The sequence below is a fragment of the Streptomyces liliifuscus genome, from assembly GCF_016598615.1.
Lineage (GTDB): Bacteria > Actinomycetota > Actinomycetes > Streptomycetales > Streptomycetaceae > Streptomyces > Streptomyces liliifuscus.
The window spans coordinates 1,403,792-1,420,689 of sequence record NZ_CP066831.1 but is presented as its reverse complement, the minus strand read 5'-3'; the positions used below and the strand labels follow the sequence as shown (position 1 = coordinate 1,420,689).

General features: G+C 71.4%; 17 protein-coding genes. 6 read left to right on the top strand and 11 right to left on the bottom strand.

Translation table 11 applies throughout. The annotated features are described in order from the left end of the window. The first annotated feature begins 19 nt into the window (after positions 1-19). Positions 20-1,045: a hypothetical protein gene (locus JEQ17_RS06200; RefSeq protein WP_200394261.1), complete on the top strand. Its 1,026-nt coding sequence runs from the start codon at positions 20-22 to the stop codon at positions 1,043-1,045. 69 nt (positions 1,046-1,114) lie between these two features. Here the strand turns inward: JEQ17_RS06200 and JEQ17_RS06195 are convergent, their stop codons facing one another. The 3 genes from JEQ17_RS06195 to JEQ17_RS06185 all read right to left on the bottom strand — a co-directional run bounded on the left by JEQ17_RS06195 (position 1,115) and on the right by JEQ17_RS06185 (position 4,046). After that, the gene (locus tag JEQ17_RS06195; RefSeq protein WP_200394260.1) at positions 1,115-2,383 is read right to left on the bottom strand and encodes a hypothetical protein; all 1,269 of its coding nucleotides are present in this window, start codon (positions 2,381-2,383) and stop codon (positions 1,115-1,117) included. Positions 2,384-2,441: 58 nt separating this feature from the next. After that, positions 2,442-2,831 (bottom strand): hypothetical protein, encoded by a 390-nt coding sequence (locus JEQ17_RS06190; RefSeq protein ID WP_143641084.1) that lies wholly within the window; start codon positions 2,829-2,831, stop codon positions 2,442-2,444. A 282-nt stretch (positions 2,832-3,113) separates the two neighbouring features. Next, positions 3,114-4,046 carry a MurR/RpiR family transcriptional regulator gene (locus tag JEQ17_RS06185; RefSeq protein ID WP_200394259.1) on the bottom strand — a complete coding sequence of 311 codons (933 nt, stop codon included), beginning with the start codon at positions 4,044-4,046 and terminating at the stop codon, positions 3,114-3,116. A gap of 284 nt (positions 4,047-4,330) precedes the next feature. Here JEQ17_RS06185 and JEQ17_RS06180 point away from each other — a divergent pair, with 284 nt between their 5' ends. Both JEQ17_RS06180 and JEQ17_RS06175 read left to right on the top strand, forming a co-directional pair. Then, the gene (locus JEQ17_RS06180) at positions 4,331-5,041 is read left to right on the top strand and encodes a ribonuclease H family protein (RefSeq protein ID WP_200394258.1); all 711 of its coding nucleotides are present in this window, start codon (positions 4,331-4,333) and stop codon (positions 5,039-5,041) included. A 99-nt stretch (positions 5,042-5,140) separates the two neighbouring features. Continuing rightward, positions 5,141-5,335: an antitoxin gene (locus tag JEQ17_RS06175; RefSeq protein WP_200394257.1), complete on the top strand. Its 195-nt coding sequence runs from the start codon at positions 5,141-5,143 to the stop codon at positions 5,333-5,335. A 108-nt stretch (positions 5,336-5,443) separates the two neighbouring features. Here the strand turns inward: JEQ17_RS06175 and JEQ17_RS06170 are convergent, their stop codons facing one another. The 4 genes from JEQ17_RS06170 to JEQ17_RS06155 form a co-directional block, all read right to left on the bottom strand. Then, entirely contained in the window at positions 5,444-6,340 is an 897-nt protein-coding gene (locus tag JEQ17_RS06170; protein WP_234048101.1) for a hypothetical protein, read from the bottom strand. 156 nt (positions 6,341-6,496) lie between these two features. Beyond that, the gene (locus JEQ17_RS06165) at positions 6,497-7,834 is read right to left on the bottom strand and encodes an alpha/beta hydrolase family protein (protein WP_200401330.1); all 1,338 of its coding nucleotides are present in this window, start codon (positions 7,832-7,834) and stop codon (positions 6,497-6,499) included. A 373-nt stretch (positions 7,835-8,207) separates the two neighbouring features. After that, entirely contained in the window at positions 8,208-9,086 is an 879-nt protein-coding gene (locus tag JEQ17_RS06160) for a poly(ethylene terephthalate) hydrolase family protein (protein WP_200394256.1), read from the bottom strand. Between the two features lie 71 nt (positions 9,087-9,157). Then, positions 9,158-10,312 (bottom strand): helix-turn-helix domain-containing protein, encoded by a 1,155-nt coding sequence (locus JEQ17_RS06155; protein ID WP_200394255.1) that lies wholly within the window; start codon positions 10,310-10,312, stop codon positions 9,158-9,160. A 346-nt stretch (positions 10,313-10,658) separates the two neighbouring features. Between JEQ17_RS06155 and JEQ17_RS06150 the strand changes: the two genes are divergently transcribed. Beyond that, entirely contained in the window at positions 10,659-12,008 is a 1,350-nt protein-coding gene (locus JEQ17_RS06150; RefSeq protein ID WP_200394254.1) for a helix-turn-helix domain-containing protein, read from the top strand. A gap of 40 nt (positions 12,009-12,048) precedes the next feature. On the opposite strand, the gene JEQ17_RS06145 is transcribed toward JEQ17_RS06150, so the two are convergent. From JEQ17_RS06145 to JEQ17_RS06135, 3 genes are all read right to left on the bottom strand, one after another. Then, complete coding sequence (locus JEQ17_RS06145; RefSeq protein ID WP_200394253.1) at positions 12,049-12,783, bottom strand: ankyrin repeat domain-containing protein; 735 nt, start codon at positions 12,781-12,783, stop codon at positions 12,049-12,051. Between the two features lie 133 nt (positions 12,784-12,916). Continuing rightward, on the bottom strand, positions 12,917-13,573 hold the full coding sequence (locus tag JEQ17_RS06140) for a DUF3105 domain-containing protein (protein ID WP_200394252.1): 657 nt from the start codon (positions 13,571-13,573) through the stop codon (positions 12,917-12,919). Between the two features lie 90 nt (positions 13,574-13,663). Beyond that, complete coding sequence (locus JEQ17_RS06135; RefSeq protein ID WP_200394251.1) at positions 13,664-14,044, bottom strand: hypothetical protein; 381 nt, start codon at positions 14,042-14,044, stop codon at positions 13,664-13,666. A 137-nt stretch (positions 14,045-14,181) separates the two neighbouring features. Between JEQ17_RS06135 and JEQ17_RS06130 the strand changes: the two genes are divergently transcribed. Both JEQ17_RS06130 and JEQ17_RS06125 read left to right on the top strand, forming a co-directional pair. After that, on the top strand, positions 14,182-14,796 hold the full coding sequence (locus JEQ17_RS06130; protein ID WP_200394250.1) for a TetR/AcrR family transcriptional regulator: 615 nt from the start codon (positions 14,182-14,184) through the stop codon (positions 14,794-14,796). Continuing rightward, positions 14,793-16,184, top strand: coding sequence for an MFS transporter (locus JEQ17_RS06125; RefSeq protein WP_200394249.1), 1,392 nt, complete (start codon positions 14,793-14,795; stop codon positions 16,182-16,184). The genes JEQ17_RS06130 and JEQ17_RS06125 overlap by 4 nt, the downstream gene beginning before the upstream one ends. Here JEQ17_RS06125 and JEQ17_RS06120 read toward each other — a convergent pair. Next, positions 16,175-16,861, bottom strand: coding sequence for a hypothetical protein (locus tag JEQ17_RS06120; RefSeq protein WP_200394248.1), 687 nt, complete (start codon positions 16,859-16,861; stop codon positions 16,175-16,177). The two genes, JEQ17_RS06125 and JEQ17_RS06120, sit on opposite strands and share 10 nt — an antisense overlap. Positions 16,862-16,898 lie beyond the last annotated feature (37 nt).

The following is a 16,898-nucleotide window of genomic DNA, read 5'->3' as shown; positions in this document are numbered from 1 at the left end:
GTGACGGGGGTCGGAAACGGTGCGGCGCTGGATCAAGGTGTCGGTGGCGGCTGCGGTGGTGCTGGGCATCAGCGGCTACGTGGCCGAGCCGTACGCACAGGACTGGATGCTGGCCGGCAGCGCGTGCGGCGGGGCGCTGCCCCGGGACGTCGTGGACCGGCTCACCCCGGACGACGCGCACCTGGAGAGTGAGGAGTCCCGGCAGACCGGCGCCCTGGGCTCGTACACGTGCGACCTCACCATGGAGGGCGACGAGGTGAACGACTCACGCCTCATCGGCATGGAGGCGTACACCCGGCGCGACGACCAGGACCGGGAGTTCTTCCGGGCCTTTCCCGAGGAGGGGTTCTCCTCGCAGTCCGCGGTGCCCGAGGGACTGCCCGGATTCATCGACCGCCTCGGCGCGATCCAGCTCCTGATGCCCTGCCCGGACCTCCCCGAGGACGCCGAAGGCCGGCAGAGCAAGCTCCTGGTACGCACCTGGATGGGCCGCGACACGCTGTACGGGGTGCCGGGAGCCGCGTACCAGGCGGTCGTCGCGCTCGCCAACTCGGCCTCGGACCGGCTGGGTTGCGGCGCCGAGCCGCTCAAGGCGCCGAAGGGGAACCCGGTGCCGCCCGCCCTCGGGGACGAACCCGAGGCCGTGCCGCTGAGCCGGGCCAAGGGCACCGGCTGCGAGTGGGTGACCGGAGCGGGCCTCCCGGAGAGCGGCGACTGGCACGTCGAGGCGGGCATGAACGACTCCGCGCCGACGGGGCAGTGCGACCTGAGCAGCGAGTCGGGCGACAACGGCAACGACAAGGGGATGTACTTCGCCGCCTGGTACGGCGACTGGAGCAACCGCCTCGTCTTCGAGGACAGCAACGGCGAGTTCCTGTCGACGACGGCCACCGCCCGCTGCGACGGCGAGGCCGCCAACTTCGCCCTCAGCGCCTCCGACGACATACCCGGGGTCGACAAGGCCGCCAAGCAGCGCATGTTCAAGCAGTTCGCGCAGAACCAGGTGGACCGACGCGGCTGCTCCGAACTCCGGTTCCGCTTCTGACCGCGGGTGCCTCGTCCGGCTGGTGGACGATCATCCCCAGTCGACGGCACCCCTATTCGATGGTCATCCCTAATAGATGGTCATCCACAGCGCCCGTACGTACCAGTCGTCCACCAACTGCCTCATCGCGGCGGTGCGTTCGGCGGACACGTTCCGTTCCTCGGCCCATCTTTCGAGGACCGTGAACAGCTGGTGGCGGCCGTCCATCAGGTCCCCGCGCACCGGACCGGCGGCCTTCCGGTCCGCGATGTCGCCCATCGGTGGGCGGTCTTCGAGTTGCCGGGACGCGGGGCGGAAGGTGCCACGCGTGTGCTCGCGCACGGCCTTGTCGAATGCGGTGAGGTCGGGGATCGTCCCGTTCCTGACGTACGTGGCGCGGTACTTCATGAGGTTGCCGATCCGGCCGGACATGTCCTGGAGGTCGTTGTCGGGCCAGTCCTGCGGGGTCGACTCGAAGCGCTTGTCGGTCGAGGGCCGGAAGTCGGGGTCGCCCCCTGAGTCCGTCAGCCGCTCCAGGTAGTACGCGAAGTAGGCGCGCTCGGCGTCGTAGAGGATCGCGAACGCCTCCGGATCCTCGGCGAGTTCGGCGACGAGGTACTCGATGTTCGCGTCGGCGTCCGCGTAGCTGTCGCTGTGCTCGAAGACCACGTGCGCCTCGCCCGCCGCCAGGAAGCGTCCGTACCGGGAGTAGCCGTTCGGGTCGAGCTGTGCCTCCTCGGCGGGCACCGCGGGACGGTTCGCGTCGTCGTCGCCGAGAGAGCCGTCGCGCCCCGCGTCCACCACGTACTCGGCCAGCATCCGGGCCACGCCGGGGGCGAGACCGTCGGGGATCTCCACGTCGTGGAGGACCGCCGCCACCGCGTACGCGCCCCGGGCCTGCGCAAGGGTGTGCGGTGCGCCCGAACCCGTGGACCGGGTGGCCGTGTTCACGATGTCGCCGAGTACGCGGGCGCCGTCGTCGCACACCCTCTCGTGCGCCAGCAGCTTCCTGACCGAGCCGAGCCGTTCGAGGTCCTCGCCGGGATCCAGCGCCCTCGTTGCGGCCCTCGCGTCGTCGGCGAGCGCCCGCTTCGCGGCGGGCAGTCGCCAACAGGGCTTGTCGTGCCCGGAGTCGGCGAGCGCGAGCGGAAGGGAGACCCCGGCCGCGAGGACGACCACGGCCGCGCCCACGACGGCCCAGCGACGTTTCCGCGGTTGCCCGCGCAACGAGAGGCGATTCGTCAACGATCCGAATCGGCCCCGAGGTCCGACGGACGTCTCCTCGTCGAGACCTTTGACGGACGTCTCCTTGTCGGGACCGTCGACGCCACCGTCACTCCCGCTTCCCCCATCACGCATCCCGGCAGACTAGCGAGCGTCCGCAGTCGCGAAGGCGCCGGGTCCGCGAGTGAGGGGCTCAGTGGCCGTGCCGCGTGTTGTGGCTCTCCACCAGGGCCTGGGAGACGACGCGCACGCCCCGGGCGATGTGGTTCAACTGCGTGAGCTCGGCCGCGTACAGCTTGATCGTGTTCTCGATGACGGACTCCGGCATCCCCAGGGCGGGCAGCTCGGCCCGGGCGCTGTGCAGCGCGGTCCGCACGACCCGGATCTCCTGCTGGAGCTGGATCTGCGCGTGACGGGCGAGCAGCACGGGCTGACGGATCAGCAGCGGATAGCTGGCGTAGCGGGAGGGCACCAGGTCGCGCAGCCATTTGGCAGCCGATCGTTCCCAGTCCCGGTTGCCGGGCGTCTTGACCTGACACGGCCAATCCGTGCTGATGGGGGAGTACGTCAGGGACATGGACATCGCTTCCGAGGTGGCCGGCGGGTGGCGAGGGTCGTTCTTGGCGGCCCCGGTCTAGGGGATGGACCGGGGCCGCCACGGGCGTGCGCGAGCGGTGCCCGTTCAATGCACCCGGGGCCGATACGAGAAGGGAGCGTCGTTCCCGGGCCGACCAGGACCCCACCGGATCCCGATCAGCGAGAAGTATTCATATATACCGTCCGGTACGCAAGGGTATGAAAAATTTCATGTGGAGGTACGGCTGAATCACCCCTTGCGGGCACCGGTCACCACATGCCTGGGAGGTCAGTCCTTGACGAAGAAGGCGTGCTCGTCGGCGACCTGTTCGTAGTCCTCCAGGCGGGCCTGCGTACGCTCGGGATCGGCGTCCGTCATGGCCTGCAGCAGGGCCGCGGACAGCACCACGGGCGCCGCGTACGAGTCGAAGACGAGGCGTGAGCCGGTGCCGGTGGCGAAGACGACGTCCGCCTCGTCGGCCAGCGGCCCGAGGCCCAGGTCGGTGACCAGGGCGACGCTCAGCCCGGCCCGCCGGGCGACCCGCATGGCCGTCAGCGTCTCGTGCGCGTGCCGGGGCATCGTGAAGGCCAGCACCCAGGTGCCGCCCGCCTCGCGCGACTGCAGCAGGGCGTCGTACGCGACACTGCCGCCCCGGGTCACCAGCCGGACGTCCGGGTGGATGCGACGGGCGGCGTATGCGAAGTATTCGGCCAGTGAACCGGAGATCCGCAGCCCGAGGATGGTGAGCGGGGTCGATCGCGAGAGCGCGCGGCCGGTCTCGATGACCTGCTCAGGGTTCGCGAAGTCGCGGCGCAGGTTCTCCAGGTTGTCGATCTCGGCGTCGACGGCCGCCTGCAGTTCGTTCGGCCGGGCCGCCTCCGCCTCCTCGGCGGCCTCGGGCGTGCTGGCCAGCTTGCTGAGCGCGATCGACTGGAGGCGCTCACGCAGCGCGGGATAGCCGCTGAAGCCCACCGCCGTGGCGAAGCGCGTCACCGAGGGCTGGCTCACGCCCACCCGCTCCGCGAGGTCCGTGATCGACAGGAACGCGGCTTCGGTGATGTGCTCGATCAGGTACTGGGCGATGCGGCGCTGCCCGGGGGAGAGCCGGGGGCCGTCGAACAGTGCCCGCAGCCGTGTGGTGGGAGCGGCCTCCGCCTCCGGGACCGGTTTTCCCGAGCTGATCGCAGACGCCTGCGCGCGGGCCTGCTGCGGCGATGGCACCGATGCGCCTCCTTCGTGTCCCACTCAGGTTCAACATAGCTCACAGGAAGGAGGGTCCGACGGACAGTTGCGCGTGGTCAGAGAGCCGCTGTCCGGACGGTTTTCCGGGGTGTGCTGCGATGCCACGACGGGAAGCGGGAGCGGGACTCGGTCCACGGCTGCGCAGCAGCCGTTCAGGGGCGCGGGGGGCTGTGACATTGTGCGGCTCCGCCGCGTGGGCGCGCCCAGCCACCGCGCACCCGCACCAAATCACCCGCCGTCCCGGAGCGAAGCCACAGCCTGGCATGATCGAGCCCATGGGTGAACGCGTAATCGCCGCATGCGACGGGGCATCGAAGGGCAACCCGGGCCCCGCCGGCTGGGCCTGGGTCATCGCCGACGGGACGGGCACAACTCCCACCGAGTGGGAGGCGGGCCCGCTCGGCACGGCGACCAACAACGTCGCCGAACTGACCGCGCTGGAACGGCTGTTGGCCTTCGTGGCCCCGGATGTGCCGCTGGAGATCCGGATGGACTCCCAGTACGCCATGAAGGCCGTCACGACCTGGCTCCCGGGCTGGAAGCGCAAGGGCTGGAAGACGTCGGCGGGCAAGCCGGTGGCCAACCAGGAACTGGTAGTACGGATCGACGAACTGCTCGACGGCCGCTCGGTCGAGTTCCGGTACGTGCCCGCGCACCAGGTCGACGGCGACCCGCTCAACGACTTCGCGGACCGGGCGGCGAGCCAGGCGGCCTTCGTCCAGGAGCCGGCGGGGAGCGAGCACGGTTCGCCGGAGCCGCCGAAGTCGCCCGCGGCCAAGAAGACGGCCAAAAGCACGGCGCCCGCGCGCAAGCGTGCCGCGTCCTCCGCCTCGTCTTCCTCGTCGTCGTCCTCGCGCACGCTCAAGGCCAAGTTCCCAGGCCGCTGCCGCTGCGGTCGCTCCTACACCGCGGGCGAGACCATCGCGAAGAACGCCGACGGCTGGGGCCACCCGGAGTGCCGTACCGAGGCCTAGAACCCGGTCTCTGACCGGCTGTTTTCCCGCCCGGATGCGAAATGCTCCACCTGCGGTGACCCTGGATGCGTGGGGGTGAACTGATCAGGAGGACGACTCATGTCCGTTATGGACAAGATCAAGGGCATGCTGAAGGGCCACCCGGACCAGGCCAACAAGGGTGTCGACAAGGCCGGAGACGTCGTCGACGACAAAACCCAGGGCAAGTACAGCGGTCAGGTCGACAGCGGCCAGGACAGGCTCAAGGACCAGTTCGGCTCGAACCCGGACCAGGACCGGCCGCCGCAGTCCTGACACCGTCGCACCGCGAACGAGCACCGGCGGCGAAGGGCCTGCCTCGCCGCCGCCACGGGCCGGTCCCCGCACGGGGACCGGCCCGGTGGTGTTCGTGGCGCCAAGTGGTCAGTGCCCGCGGGCACTTGACGGCGTACAGGTGACCGTCGGGCCGGCCAGCATGCCTCCGGTGTAGAGGCTCTGGCCCCGGGGCATCCAGTAACCCAGCTTGGACACGACCGTCGTGCAGGTGTCCGCGAGCCGGGCCCGGACGACGACCGTGGACGGCCTGCCCGGCTGGAGGTCGGTGAGGGCGCAGTCCAGGGCGTACATGCTGCGGGCGCTCGACGGATAGCGGCCGACGAGCGGATTGACGCAGCGCGGGTCGGCGGTCGTCAGCTCCACACCCGAGGCCTCCTCGCCGATGAGTCCGAAACGGGCGCTTCCGTCCCCCTCGTCGCTGTCGCGCGAGACGGTGTACGTCACCGTCGTGGTCGTGTTCGGCCGGAGCACCTGTCGGTCGGCCTCGATGCGATGGGTGGCGACGGGCTTCGGGTCGGTGAGGGTCAAGGTGGCGCGGACCGTGCCGCGCAGATCGACACCCGCGGGCGACGAGCGGACGTGCACGGTGCCGCTGACCTCGTACGTGCCCGGACCGGGGTGCTCCCTGCCGCCCGGGAGCGGGCCGGTGGCCACGGTCCTGCCGTCGCGCCGCAGGGTCCAGGTGCCGGACGTCCGGCAGGTGTACCGGACGGAGGACCCGGCCCGCCCGCAGGTGGCCGGAGCCGACAGGGACGTACCGGCGCCCCCGCCGCTCGCGCACAGGCTGACGGAGGCCCGCTGGCCGCCCTCGCCCGTCAGGGTGCCCGCGGGGGCGCAGAGCATGGCCGGCGGGGGCGGCTCGGGCGCCAGGGTCCGGTGTGCGGCTCCCGCCGGCCGGCCCGTGGCGGTCAAGGCCGCTGCGGCCAGTACCGCCACCGCGGTCAGCAGCAGGGGCGTCCTGCGAGGCGTGGGATGGGACGGCATCGACTCCTCCTCCGGCTCCGGGGCGCCAGCGGCCGGACATGCATCGGTCGCGTGCGCTCAGATGTGGTCGCATGCGGTCGAACGTGGTCGCACGCGTCGAGGAGAGGATGCGGGAAGCGCCGACGGCCGGGCCGCTCCCACGCCGGGCCGGACGGGTCAGGGCCGGTACGCGTCGCCCGGATGGGCCAGGTCGTAGGGGCGCAGGTACGGAGTGGGGCGGTACGCGGCGTAGCGGGCCGGAGTCGTCGGATCGGCCTGCGTCGCCCGTGAGTTGAGGGTGTCGGCCCCCGTGTCGCCCCATCGGCCCGTGTCGACCCGGTGTTCCAGCGTGTCCAGGGCGGCGATCTGTTCGGCGGGGCTGAACGTGCAGTGACCGGCGTTGTCCACATACGCCTGGCGCAGCAGCGGGCGCGAACCGGCGGCCGTGGCGGCGCGCAGGTAGGCGCTCTCCGTCTGTACGGGGACGAGGGCGTCGCCGGTGGTGTGGACGGTGAGCTGAGGTTTCGTCAGGCGGCCGGTGAAGGCGCTGGTCCGGCTCATCCAGTCGACCGCCTTCTTGTCGGCCTTGACGCGCGGGGCGGTGTTGAGCGCCCTGAGGTCGGCCTTCAGGGAACGCCCGGCCGCTTTGTAGAGGCCCTTGACCTCCTTGTACGCCGAGGACGTGCGCAGCAGCTTCGCGTAGTCGACGCCCGTGTTCCAGGACGAGTTGCCGCCCGCCAGCACCTCCGTGTCCTGACGCCAGCTGAATGCCGCGGTCGCGAGGAGGCCCCGGACGGCCGTGTACTGGTTGGCCTGCTGGGCGTTCCAGTCGTCGGGAGCGGGGCGGGGCTGGGAGGGGTCGTTCCAGCCGGGGATGTTGTGCAGGGCCGCCGCGAGGGCGATGCGGGCGCGGCCGTCCGCGGCGGTCTGCGCCTGGGTGACGACACCGGCCAGGGTGGTGGCGGCGGTCGTGGCGGCCGCCTGGTCCTTGAATCCGGCCAGGGGTATCGAGGCGTCGGGTGCCAGGAGGGTCTTGAGGGCGAAGACCGGATCGAGCGTGTTGTTCCAGTTGGCGACACCGCCGTGGACCAGTCCGCAGACGGACAGCGATCCGTCGATCCGGTCGCCGTGCCGCTCGGCGATCCTCGTGGTGACGAACCCGCCGTACGACTGGCCCCAGGCAAGGGTCCGCCGGGCCGCGCCGAACCGCTCGGTGAACGCGTCGAGCGTCGCCAGCTGGTCCGGCACCGCGTGCTCCACCGCCCAGCCCGTGGTGGCGTACGAGGAACCGACCAGCGCATAGCCGTCCTTGAGGAGGAGCGCGCGGGTGGCGGGGTCGGTGACGTTCTGGGCCGGGTTGGGGGCGCCCTTCGGCCGGAAGCCGTGGCTGAACAGGAGCACGGTGCCGTTCCAGCCGGCGGGGACGTCCATGACGTACGTCGCGCCGGAGGCGAGCGTGCCCTCGACGTGGACGTCCTCTGCGGTGGCCGGATGAGCCGGGGCCGCGGTCACCATCAACAGGACGGCGACCGAGAGGAGAAGTCGGCGATTCACGAGGGGGTCCCTTCGGCGGTGGGGGGCATGACGGCGCAACTGGGCCTGTCCATAAGGCGGTTGGCGCGACATGTGCACAGCGGGCTTCCTGTGACGGGGCGGGCACAGTGAAGCTAGGCATGATTGCGGCGGTGGTCAAGAATGTGCGCAACATCAATTCGGGGTGATGCCTCAATTCGGAGTGATGCATCGATCCGAGGCGATGTGCGCGCACCGCTGTGCCCGTGTGCGTAACCCACAGGTGCTCGCCGAGGTCCGCCGGGACCTCGGCGAGCACGCGCGGGCCGCACGGTCCGCGTACGGACCGCGCGGCCGTCCCCCCCTCGGGCGGGGGCTAACCCGTGGGGCAGGTGTTCCGGTACTCGCTGATCTGCGTGTTGGGCGTGGGTGCCGGGCAGAGGAACTGCTCGTACCGCACGTCCTCGTCGACGAACCGCTTCAGCCAGGCGATGCTGTACTTCGCGATCGTCACGTTGGAGCCGAGCGCCACGTTGTGGTCCGCACCCCGGAGCTCCAGGTACGCCTTCTCCGGTGCGGCGGTGAGGCTGTTGTAGAACACCTCCGCGTGCGAGGCGGGCGAGGCGATGGCGTCGTTCTCGGCGCCGATGATCATCGTGGGCACCCGGTCGGTCTGCCAGGTCTTGTCGTTGCTCCACGGCATGAGCGGTACAGCCGCCTTGAGTGAGGGGCGCGACTCGGACGCCTTGAGCGAGCCGCCCCCGCCCATCGAATGGCCCATCACCGCAAGGCGGTTGGGGTCGATACGGGTGCGCACGGAGCTGGACCGGACGAGGTAGTCGAGTGCGTTGAGCATCTGGGTGGCGCGGTCGTCGGGCTGGTCGAAGCCCGAGTTGGTCTCCAGCGTCAGGACGACGAAGCCCTGCGACGCGAGGCGGGGGCCGTACCAGCTGATCAGCGCCTCCGGCGTCACGAAGCCGGGGCTGACGACGACGGCTCCGAACGTGCCCTGGCTGGTGTCGGTGGGGTAGTAGGCGGTGCCCGATTTGAAGGTCGGACCGTCGACGGTGGTCTGAGCGGTGGCGAAGGGACCGCGCTCGGCGGTGATGGACTGTTCGGTGGGGTCGGGGCCCCGTTGGAAGTCTCCGGGTCCTGCCTGAGCCTCCTGGGGAAGGAGGCTCAGGCTCACCGCCAGTGCGGCGGCGCCGGAGAGGAGGCCTAGGCGTTTCGCTGCGCGGGTGCTGGCATGTCTCATGCGGCCAGAGCATGCTGACCGAAAGTCAGGACCGCTTCTGGCTCAACTGCTGAATTCCGTACGGAAGTTTGTCAGGGCAGCAAGGAACGGCGCACTGACCTGCTGCGCAGCGCGAGCTGCACGTCGAAGCGGAATGCCGGGTCGTCGAGCTTGTCGCCGTACAGCGCGGCGAGTTGGCGCAGCCGGTTGCGGGCGGTCTGCGGATGGATGCCCAACGCGGCTGCGACCTCCGGAGCGGTCCGTCCACCGGAGGTGAGCAGCGCGTCGAGCGTGTCCGTGAGCCGTTCCGCCTTGCCCGGCGGCAGGGTGCGCAACGGCTCAAGTACCTGGTCGGTCAGGAGAGTTCCGATCGGCGAGCCGTGCAGGAGGTGCAGCTCCGCGAGATGGTCCTCGGCCCTGAGCCGCCCGAGGCGCCGCCCCAGCCGGGCACAGTGCAGCGAGACCCAGGCCTCGTTCAGCAGCACGCTCGGGCCCATCGCCACCTCCGTGCCCTCCAGGACGGTCAGCAGGCTGTCGTCGGGCGCCACCAGATGCACCTCGCCGCCGCGGCTCACCCGCAGTACGTCCTCATGGACCGCGGTCAGGTCGGTGGAGGCGGGCAGTACCGCGCACCGCACCCGTTCCGGCAGCGGCCAGGCGGCCCTGCGGGCGAGATCGGGCAGCGGTTCCGCGAGCGGATCCCGGTTGCGTGCCAGGAGTCGCGCGGCGAGCAGCCGCCGGGTGCGAAGCACCTCGTCGGCCGCTCCGGCCCGCGCCTCCTCGAAGCCCGCCACCGAGCCCTCGGCCATCGCGTGGATGTGTGTGAGCACGGCCTCGCTCAGCGGGACGGCGATCTCACCGGAGAACGCGGCCTCCCGGGCCACGTCCATGTAGCGGCGGCACGCCACCCGGGCGCCGATCCGGTACGCGGCCTGCAGCCCGTCCATACCGCGCCCGCTCAGATACTCCAGTCTGCCCAGCCGCTTGAAGCGCGGCACATAGTGCTGCTGCGGCGCGTCCGGCTCCTCCACCAGCTCGGTGAACTGTGTCGCGGCCAGCCGGACCGCCTCGGCGAGGTCGTGGGCGACGGCGGAGCCGATCGGCTGCCGGTAGCCGCGCACCTCTCTGCGGATGGCCTGCACCATCTCCGTGGTGAGTTCCGGAAGTCTGGCCCGGAGCAGCGGGGCGAGCGCCGGAGGCAGATCGTGCCACGGGCGCCTGGATAAGAGCGGATCGACAGCTGACACGTCCAACTCCCTTGCTCGGCCCTGTAGTCGGACTCCCACCCCCAGCCTGCGGCGAGGAGGTGCCCCAACCGGGCGACGCCACGCGCGCTCGCGCCTGGCACGCCGAGAGCACGCCTGTGCCGGCTCTCGACTTCGCTCGACCAGGGGGACCCCCATACCGCCGAAGGGCCCGCCCTCCGGGCGGACGACGGGAGTTGGCGACAGGGCCTAGCACGGGACAGTGAGTCGTCGTGGTCCGGAGTGTAAGCCGGGTGACACTTTCGCCGCCGGTCCGCGCGCGGAATCTGGCGTACGTCACACAGGTCCCGGAGGCTGCCCACCCCCACGGGAATCCACGGGAGGCCCCTTGACCCCCACGCACGAACGGGCCGCGCGCACCAGCACGCACGAACGAGCCGCGCGCACGAAGGATCCGCACCCTCAGCACGCCACGCCGCTCCCGGGCGAGATGCGGCGGACGCTGCTGCGGCACATGCCGGCCGCCGTCGACGAGATGGAGGAGGCCGTCCGCACCGGTCTGCCGCACTACACGCACATCGTCGACGGCACATACGGCTACTCGGTCCGGCAGATCATCGACCGCACGGTCAACTGCTTCATCTCGATCCACGACACCGGTCTGCGCGGCCCGGCCGCCACCGCCGAGATCATCGCCCTGTACGAGCGCATCGGCGCGCGGCACGGCCGCCTGGGCTGCCCCCTCGACGCACTGCGGGACGCCCTCGACCTGGCGGGACGGGTGGCGTGCCGCCGCCTCATCAAGGACGCGTACCGCCTCCACTGGCCCGCGCCCCTGCTGGCGACGCTCACCGAGGACACGTTCACCCTGATCGGGACGGCCATCGCGGCCGCGACACGCGGCTACGCCGAGGAGAGCCACCGCGCCCCGCTCGACGTACAGCGGGACCGGCTGCGTGACGCCCTGGTCGCCGAGCCCGACGACCGGGCCCGGCCGCTCGCCGAGCTGGCGGCGGCGGCCGACTGGCGGCTGCCCGGCACGCTCGCCGTCCTCGCCCTGCCACCGGGTGACCATCCGCAGACACACGTCCTGCCGCCCGAGGTGCTCGCCGACCGCAGCCCCGCCGCGCCCTATCTCATCCTGCCCAACCCCCGTACGCCTGGCCCCCGTTGGCTTCCGAGGACCGAGGGGGCGGCTCTCGGGCCAGTGGTGCCCGCCGACCGGGGTGCGGTGTCGCTGCGATGGGCGCGGCGCGGCCTGGAGCTCGTCGAACGCGGGACTCTGCCCGCCGACACGCCGCTGCGCTGCGTCGACCACGTGGCCGTCCTCACCGCATTCCGGTCGGGCGACCTCCTCGAAGCGGCCGCGGCCGAGCTCCTCGGGCCGCTCCTGGAACTCCCGCCCCGCCGCCGCGAACCGCTCCTCGAAACCCTGCTCGTGTATCTGCGCTGCGGCGACAACGCCGTCCTCACGGCGGAACGCCTGCACGTCCACGAACAGACGGTCCGCTACCGCCTCCGCCAGATCACCCAGCTCACCGACGGCAACTGCCCGGACCCCGAACGCCACTTGGAGACGATGCTCGTACTGACCCGGCTGCTGTCCCCGGGCACCGCGGACGAGGGCGCGGGCGCGAGCAGATGGCGGGCCAGGGTCAGGGCCGGGACCAGGACCAGGGACGGGGAGGCGGGCGACGCGGCCCGCGCGCATCCGCCCGCCCGGCCGAAACAGGCATAGGCGTAGGCGCGGGCGTCGGGCCCGGATCCCGTGCGAACCGTCAGGGCAGCTCGGTGCGGCCCTTCGCGCCGAGCTCCCGCAGCCACTGGACGACCCCGTCCGCGTCGGTCGACCGTGCGATGTCGAGAGGGGTCTTGTTGTCGTAGCCGACCCAGTCGAGATCGGCTCCCCGTGCCAACAGATAGTCGGCGGCGGCCAGTTGACCGCCGTGGCAGGCACCCCAGAACGCGCGGGTCACGGCGTCGCGGCCCGGCGGTTCGGCGCCCTCGACGACCTCCTTCACCCGGTCCAGCAGACCGAGGGTCGCGGCGTCCATGAGCGTCGTGCACGCGCCCAGTTCGACCAGCCGGTGCGCCGCCCGCCACTGTCCGAAACCGCGGGCGTCGGCGAGGGGTGTGCCGCCGCCGATCACGGCACCGGTGGCCTCGATGTCGGAGCCCGCCTCGACGAGGGCGTCCAGTACGGGCACGTCGTTGCTGCTGGCCGCCCAGTGCAGCGGGGTCTCCGAATGGGCGCCCTCGAAGCGGGCGTTGGGGTCGGCGCCCGCCTCGACGAGGGCCGCGACGACCGCGGGGCCGTTCGGGTAGTGGCCGGGCCAGTCCGCGGCGATGTGCAGCAGGCTGCGCGTCCCCGCTCCGGCGCCGCGCCGCACGATCCGCGTGTCGGCGAGGCCGGGGTGTTCGGCGAGGCACTGCCGGAGTGTGGCCAGGTCACCGCCGCGGATCGCCTCGGTCACCGCGACGGCGAGCGGATCCTGCGAGTCGAGCGTCTCCATCTCACGCCTCCTGCCGAGGACGCCCTGTCCGGGGCGTCCTGCTCGGGATCGGAACGATGCGCCTGGGGTGAGCCTGCCAGAGACGGAGATACGGCGTGGCGCCGGGCTCCCGGAAGAGCCCGGCGCCGGCTCGTCAGGACGCGTCGATCCCGTTCGTGCACGCGGCCCCCGGCTCCGGGGTCTGCGCGCCCTGCACGTACTTCGTGAGGAACTGCTGGACCCGCGGGTCGGACGCCTTGTCCACGGTCAGCTGCTTGCCCCAGGCCGACAGCATGATGGCCCCGGCCTGGTCCTTCACCGGACTCATCAGCGTGTACGGGGTCTTGGCGACCTTGTCGGCGAGAGTCTTCACATCGGCATCCGCGGCCTTGTCGTTGTACGTCACCCAGACCGCGCCGTGCTCCAGCGAGTGCACCGCGTTCTCGTTCGGTATCGCCTTCGTGTAGACCGAGCCGTCACAGGTCATCCACGCCTGGTTGTGGTCGCCGCCGACCGGCGGGTTCATCGGGTACGACACGGCCTTGGCGACATGGTTCTGCGTCAGCTTCTTCGCGTTCCAGGACTTCTCGCCCTTCACGGGCTTCTTCACGGCCGCCTGCTGCTGCTCGTCCTTGTCGTTCGCCTTGTTGATGCCGTAGGCGCCGAAGGCGACAAGACCGGCGACGATGACCGTGCTGACCGTGATCGTGAGGACGCGGTTTCTGCGCTCGCGGGCCTTCTCCGCCCGCCGAAGCTCCTCGACGCGCGCCTTGCGCGCCGCGGACGCCGACTTCTTGCTGGTCTTGCTCATGGGAATGCGTTCCTTGTCCCCGCCGCGCCGGTTCCTTCGGGCGGCGGTGGGTGAGGGGTCGGACAGACGTCGTCGGGCATGGACGTCGGTCTAGATCCGCTGCACCTGGAGGACATGGAGATCGGGAGCGCCCCGCGCGGGCGGCAGGACGGGGACGTGCGAGGCGACGACCGGGCGCGCCACGACCGGCATACGCGGCAGCACCGCCGGCAGGGGATGCGCCCCCACGGGCAGTACGGCCCGCGCCTCCCGGGTGGGCAGTCCGCAGCACCGGTCGTGCTCGGCGGGGGAGCCCAGCCGTTCCTGCGCGATGGAGACGGTGACAACGGGATCGGCGACCGGGGCCGCCCGGCCGTGCGAGGGCACGTACCCCAGACACATCACCAGCGCCGCGAGCAGCACGGCGAGGGCAGGGCGCAGCACCGCGTCCCGCGTGACGCGGTGCGGTCCTCGGGGCGTCCTGCTGCTCATCACGGTGATGGTATGCGGTGCGCGCGAGAGCGTTTCGCGGACCCCGCAGATCGGCCGGACACGCACCTCCGCCCAGTGCGGAACATGCCCCCGGTCGTGAGTAGACACTGTCTACTCACGGCTGGTAGACAGTGTCCATGACCGAACAGGAGGCGGGACTTCGAGCCCGTTTGGTGGCCGTGGGCGTGGACCTGGTGACCCGGGAGGGAGCGCAGGCCCTCTCGCTGCGGGAGATCGCCCGCAGGGCGGGTGTCTCGCACGGTGCCCCGCGCCGCTACTTCCCGACCCACCTGGAACTGCTCTCCGCGATCGCGCATGAGGGCTTCGCCGAACTGGGGGCCGAGGTCGCCGACGAGCTGCGGGGCGGCCAGGGGCCGGGGGATGGTGAGGAACCGGGCAGCGGCGACGATGACCCGCGTGCCCAACTCGCGGCGCTGGCCCGGATCTACGTCGACTTCGCGCTGTCCCACCGCGGTATGTACGAGCTGATGTTCCGTCACGACCTGCTGGAGAGCAACAACCTGGGCCTGCGCGAGACCAGCCTGCCGCTCTTCAACTCCCTTGTGGACCTGGTGAGTCGGGTACGCCCAGACGTGCGGGCGCCGGACGTGGCGGGCGCCCTCTGGGCGAACCTGCACGGCATCGCGCAGTTGTGGGGCTGGGGCAGTCTCCAGCTCGCGACGGGGGCCGACGGCGTCGAACCCCTCGTACGGGCCGCGCTGGACGCCCACCTCGGACCGGAGGCCCGGTGAACTCGGCGCGCGACCAGCGCCTCACGCTCGCCGCAGGCATCACCGGAGCCGCGCTCGTCGCCCTCGACGGGACCGCGCTGACCGTGGCGCAGCCCAGCCTGCGGCACGACCTGGACGCCTCGTTCGTCCAGATGCAGTGGACGAGCACCGGCTATCTCATCGCGGTCGCGAGCCTGCTCGTCTTCTCCGGACGCCTCGGCGACCGGTACGGACACAGACGGGTCTTCGCCCTCGGAATGCTGGGCTTCGCCGTCACCTCGGCGGCGATCGGCCTGGCGCCGGGCGTGGGCTGGGTCATCGGACTGCGCGTCGTTCAGGGGGTGTTCGGCGCGCTGCTGCAACCGGCGACCCTGGGAATGCTGCGCGCCGCGTATCCGCCCGACCGCCTCGGTATGCCGATAGCCGTTCGCACCAGTGCCATCGGGGCCGCCGCCGCGCTCGGCCCGCTGCTCGGCGGGGCGCTGGCGACCCACTTCGGCTGGCGGTCGGTCTTCTTCCTGGGGCTCGTCCCGGCGCTCGCGGCGGTGCTCCTCGCCCTTGTGGCGCGGGTGCCGAGGGAGGCCTCGGACGTGCGCCTCGACCTGCCGGGAGCGTGCCTGCTGGGCGTGACGCTGGTGTGCCTGGTCCACACCCTCGTCGGTCTGCCGGACACCGGCTGGACGGCCGCGAGCGCGCTCGGACTCCTCTGCACGGCTGCCGCGTGCGCCGCCTTCGTCCGCCACGAGCGGCGTACGACAGTGCCGTTGGTGCCGCCCGAGGTGTTCCGCTCGACCACCATCACCTCGGCACTCGGTGTCCTGCTCACCGCGTCGGCGGTGCTGTTCGGCACGCTGTTCCTCAGCACGTACTACCTCCAGGACGTCCTCGGCCTTGACCCTCTCCACGGCAGCCTGCACGCGCTGCCGCTCGCGGTGGCCATGGTGGTCGGCGCGCCGGCCTCGGCCCTGCTGCTGCGGCGGTACGGTCCGCGCCGAACGACCGTGGTGGGCATGGTCGTTGTGGCCCTCGCCACGCTTCTGATGTCCCGGCTCGACCAGACGTCGGGCTCCCTGGCGATCGGCGGCTGCTTCCTGCTGCTGGGGGCGGGCTTCGCCCCCGTGATGGTCACCGCGACGGCGGTCGTCGTGCGGGAGGCCTCCGTGCGGTCGGCGGGCGTCTCCGGCGGACTCCAGCAGACCGCGATGAACATCGGTCCGGCCCTCGGGGTGGCCGTGGCCACGACGCTCGCACCGGCCGGTGCCTCCGCGAGGGGAACCGCGCTGGTCGTCCTCGCCGCGGTCGCCGCACCGGGCGCGCTGCTGGCCGCCGGACTGCCTGCCGCGACAGTGGAAAGACGCCCGGACCCCGCCGTGGGCCCGGGCGCCAGAAGTACGGCCGGTCACCCGTAGAACGGCCCCGGCGTACTCCACGTCGTCGTACCGAAGACATTCGCGTCGTCAATGCTGATGTTGACGTTGCTGACCTTCAGCCCGTACTGGGTCGCGGTCATGCCGGCTGGGCAACTCACCTCCACAGGAGCGAAGTTGACGAAGAAGTGCGGGCCGAACTCGCCCTCGTAGTTCCGGTGCCTGGACAGGATCCAGTTGCTGTCCGGCTCGTAGTACGTCGAGCCGAGGCGCTGCTGCTCGGTGCGGACGACGAAGCTCGTGCCGTGGTCGAAACCGCCGTCGGGGCGCAGGCACCCGAAGGTACGGGCGGTGTCGGCGTGCGCCTGGAAGTAGTTCCCGGTGCTGTTGAGCCCGGCCAGATAGCCGGGCTGGTTGCGGACGTTGTGCAGGACGACGCCGAGCTTGAAGCCCCCGCAGCCCGCCGACGGGTCGTAGTCGTGGTAGATCAGTTGGCACTTGCGGTCGCCGAAGTAGGCGGTCGGATCCGGGTTGTAGGGCTGGGGCACCACGGTCCCGTAGAACTTCACGGTCGCCGAGACGCCGCCCTCGGTACCCGCCGGGATCTCCACGGTGGTCGTGGCGTGGGCGGCGCCCGTGCCGGTCAGGACCAGAACGAACCCGGCGAGCAACGCGACGATCAGCCGTGCCGGATGTCTCAGCACACGCTTGTTCCCCATAGCTGACTTCCCCCCTGTGCATGTCATGCACATTCAC

Bases quoted from the DNA above. Each gene is read 5' to 3' on its own strand.
- JEQ17_RS06195 (WP_200394260.1), bottom strand. From the start codon at position 2,383: ATGCGTGATGGGGGAAGCGGGAGTGACGGTGGCGTCGACGGTCCCGAC.
- JEQ17_RS06190 (WP_143641084.1), bottom strand. From the start codon at position 2,831: ATGTCCATGTCCCTGACGTACTCCCCCATCAGCACGGATTGGCCGTGT.
- JEQ17_RS06180 (WP_200394258.1), top strand. From the start codon at position 4,331: ATGATCGAGCCCATGGGTGAACGCGTAATCGCCGCATGCGACGGGGCA.
- JEQ17_RS06175 (WP_200394257.1), top strand. From the start codon at position 5,141: ATGTCCGTTATGGACAAGATCAAGGGCATGCTGAAGGGCCACCCGGAC.
- JEQ17_RS06170 (WP_234048101.1), bottom strand. From the start codon at position 6,340: ATGCCGTCCCATCCCACGCCTCGCAGGACGCCCCTGCTGCTGACCGCG.
- JEQ17_RS06165 (WP_200401330.1), bottom strand. From the start codon at position 7,834: ATGGTGACCGCGGCCCCGGCTCATCCGGCCACCGCAGAGGACGTCCAC.
- JEQ17_RS06160 (WP_200394256.1), bottom strand. From the start codon at position 9,086: ATGAGACATGCCAGCACCCGCGCAGCGAAACGCCTAGGCCTCCTCTCC.
- JEQ17_RS06145 (WP_200394253.1), bottom strand. From the start codon at position 12,783: ATGGAGACGCTCGACTCGCAGGATCCGCTCGCCGTCGCGGTGACCGAG.
- JEQ17_RS06140 (WP_200394252.1), bottom strand. From the start codon at position 13,573: ATGAGCAAGACCAGCAAGAAGTCGGCGTCCGCGGCGCGCAAGGCGCGC.
- JEQ17_RS06135 (WP_200394251.1), bottom strand. From the start codon at position 14,044: ATGAGCAGCAGGACGCCCCGAGGACCGCACCGCGTCACGCGGGACGCG.
- JEQ17_RS06130 (WP_200394250.1), top strand. From the start codon at position 14,182: ATGACCGAACAGGAGGCGGGACTTCGAGCCCGTTTGGTGGCCGTGGGC.
- JEQ17_RS06120 (WP_200394248.1), bottom strand. From the start codon at position 16,861: ATGGGGAACAAGCGTGTGCTGAGACATCCGGCACGGCTGATCGTCGCG.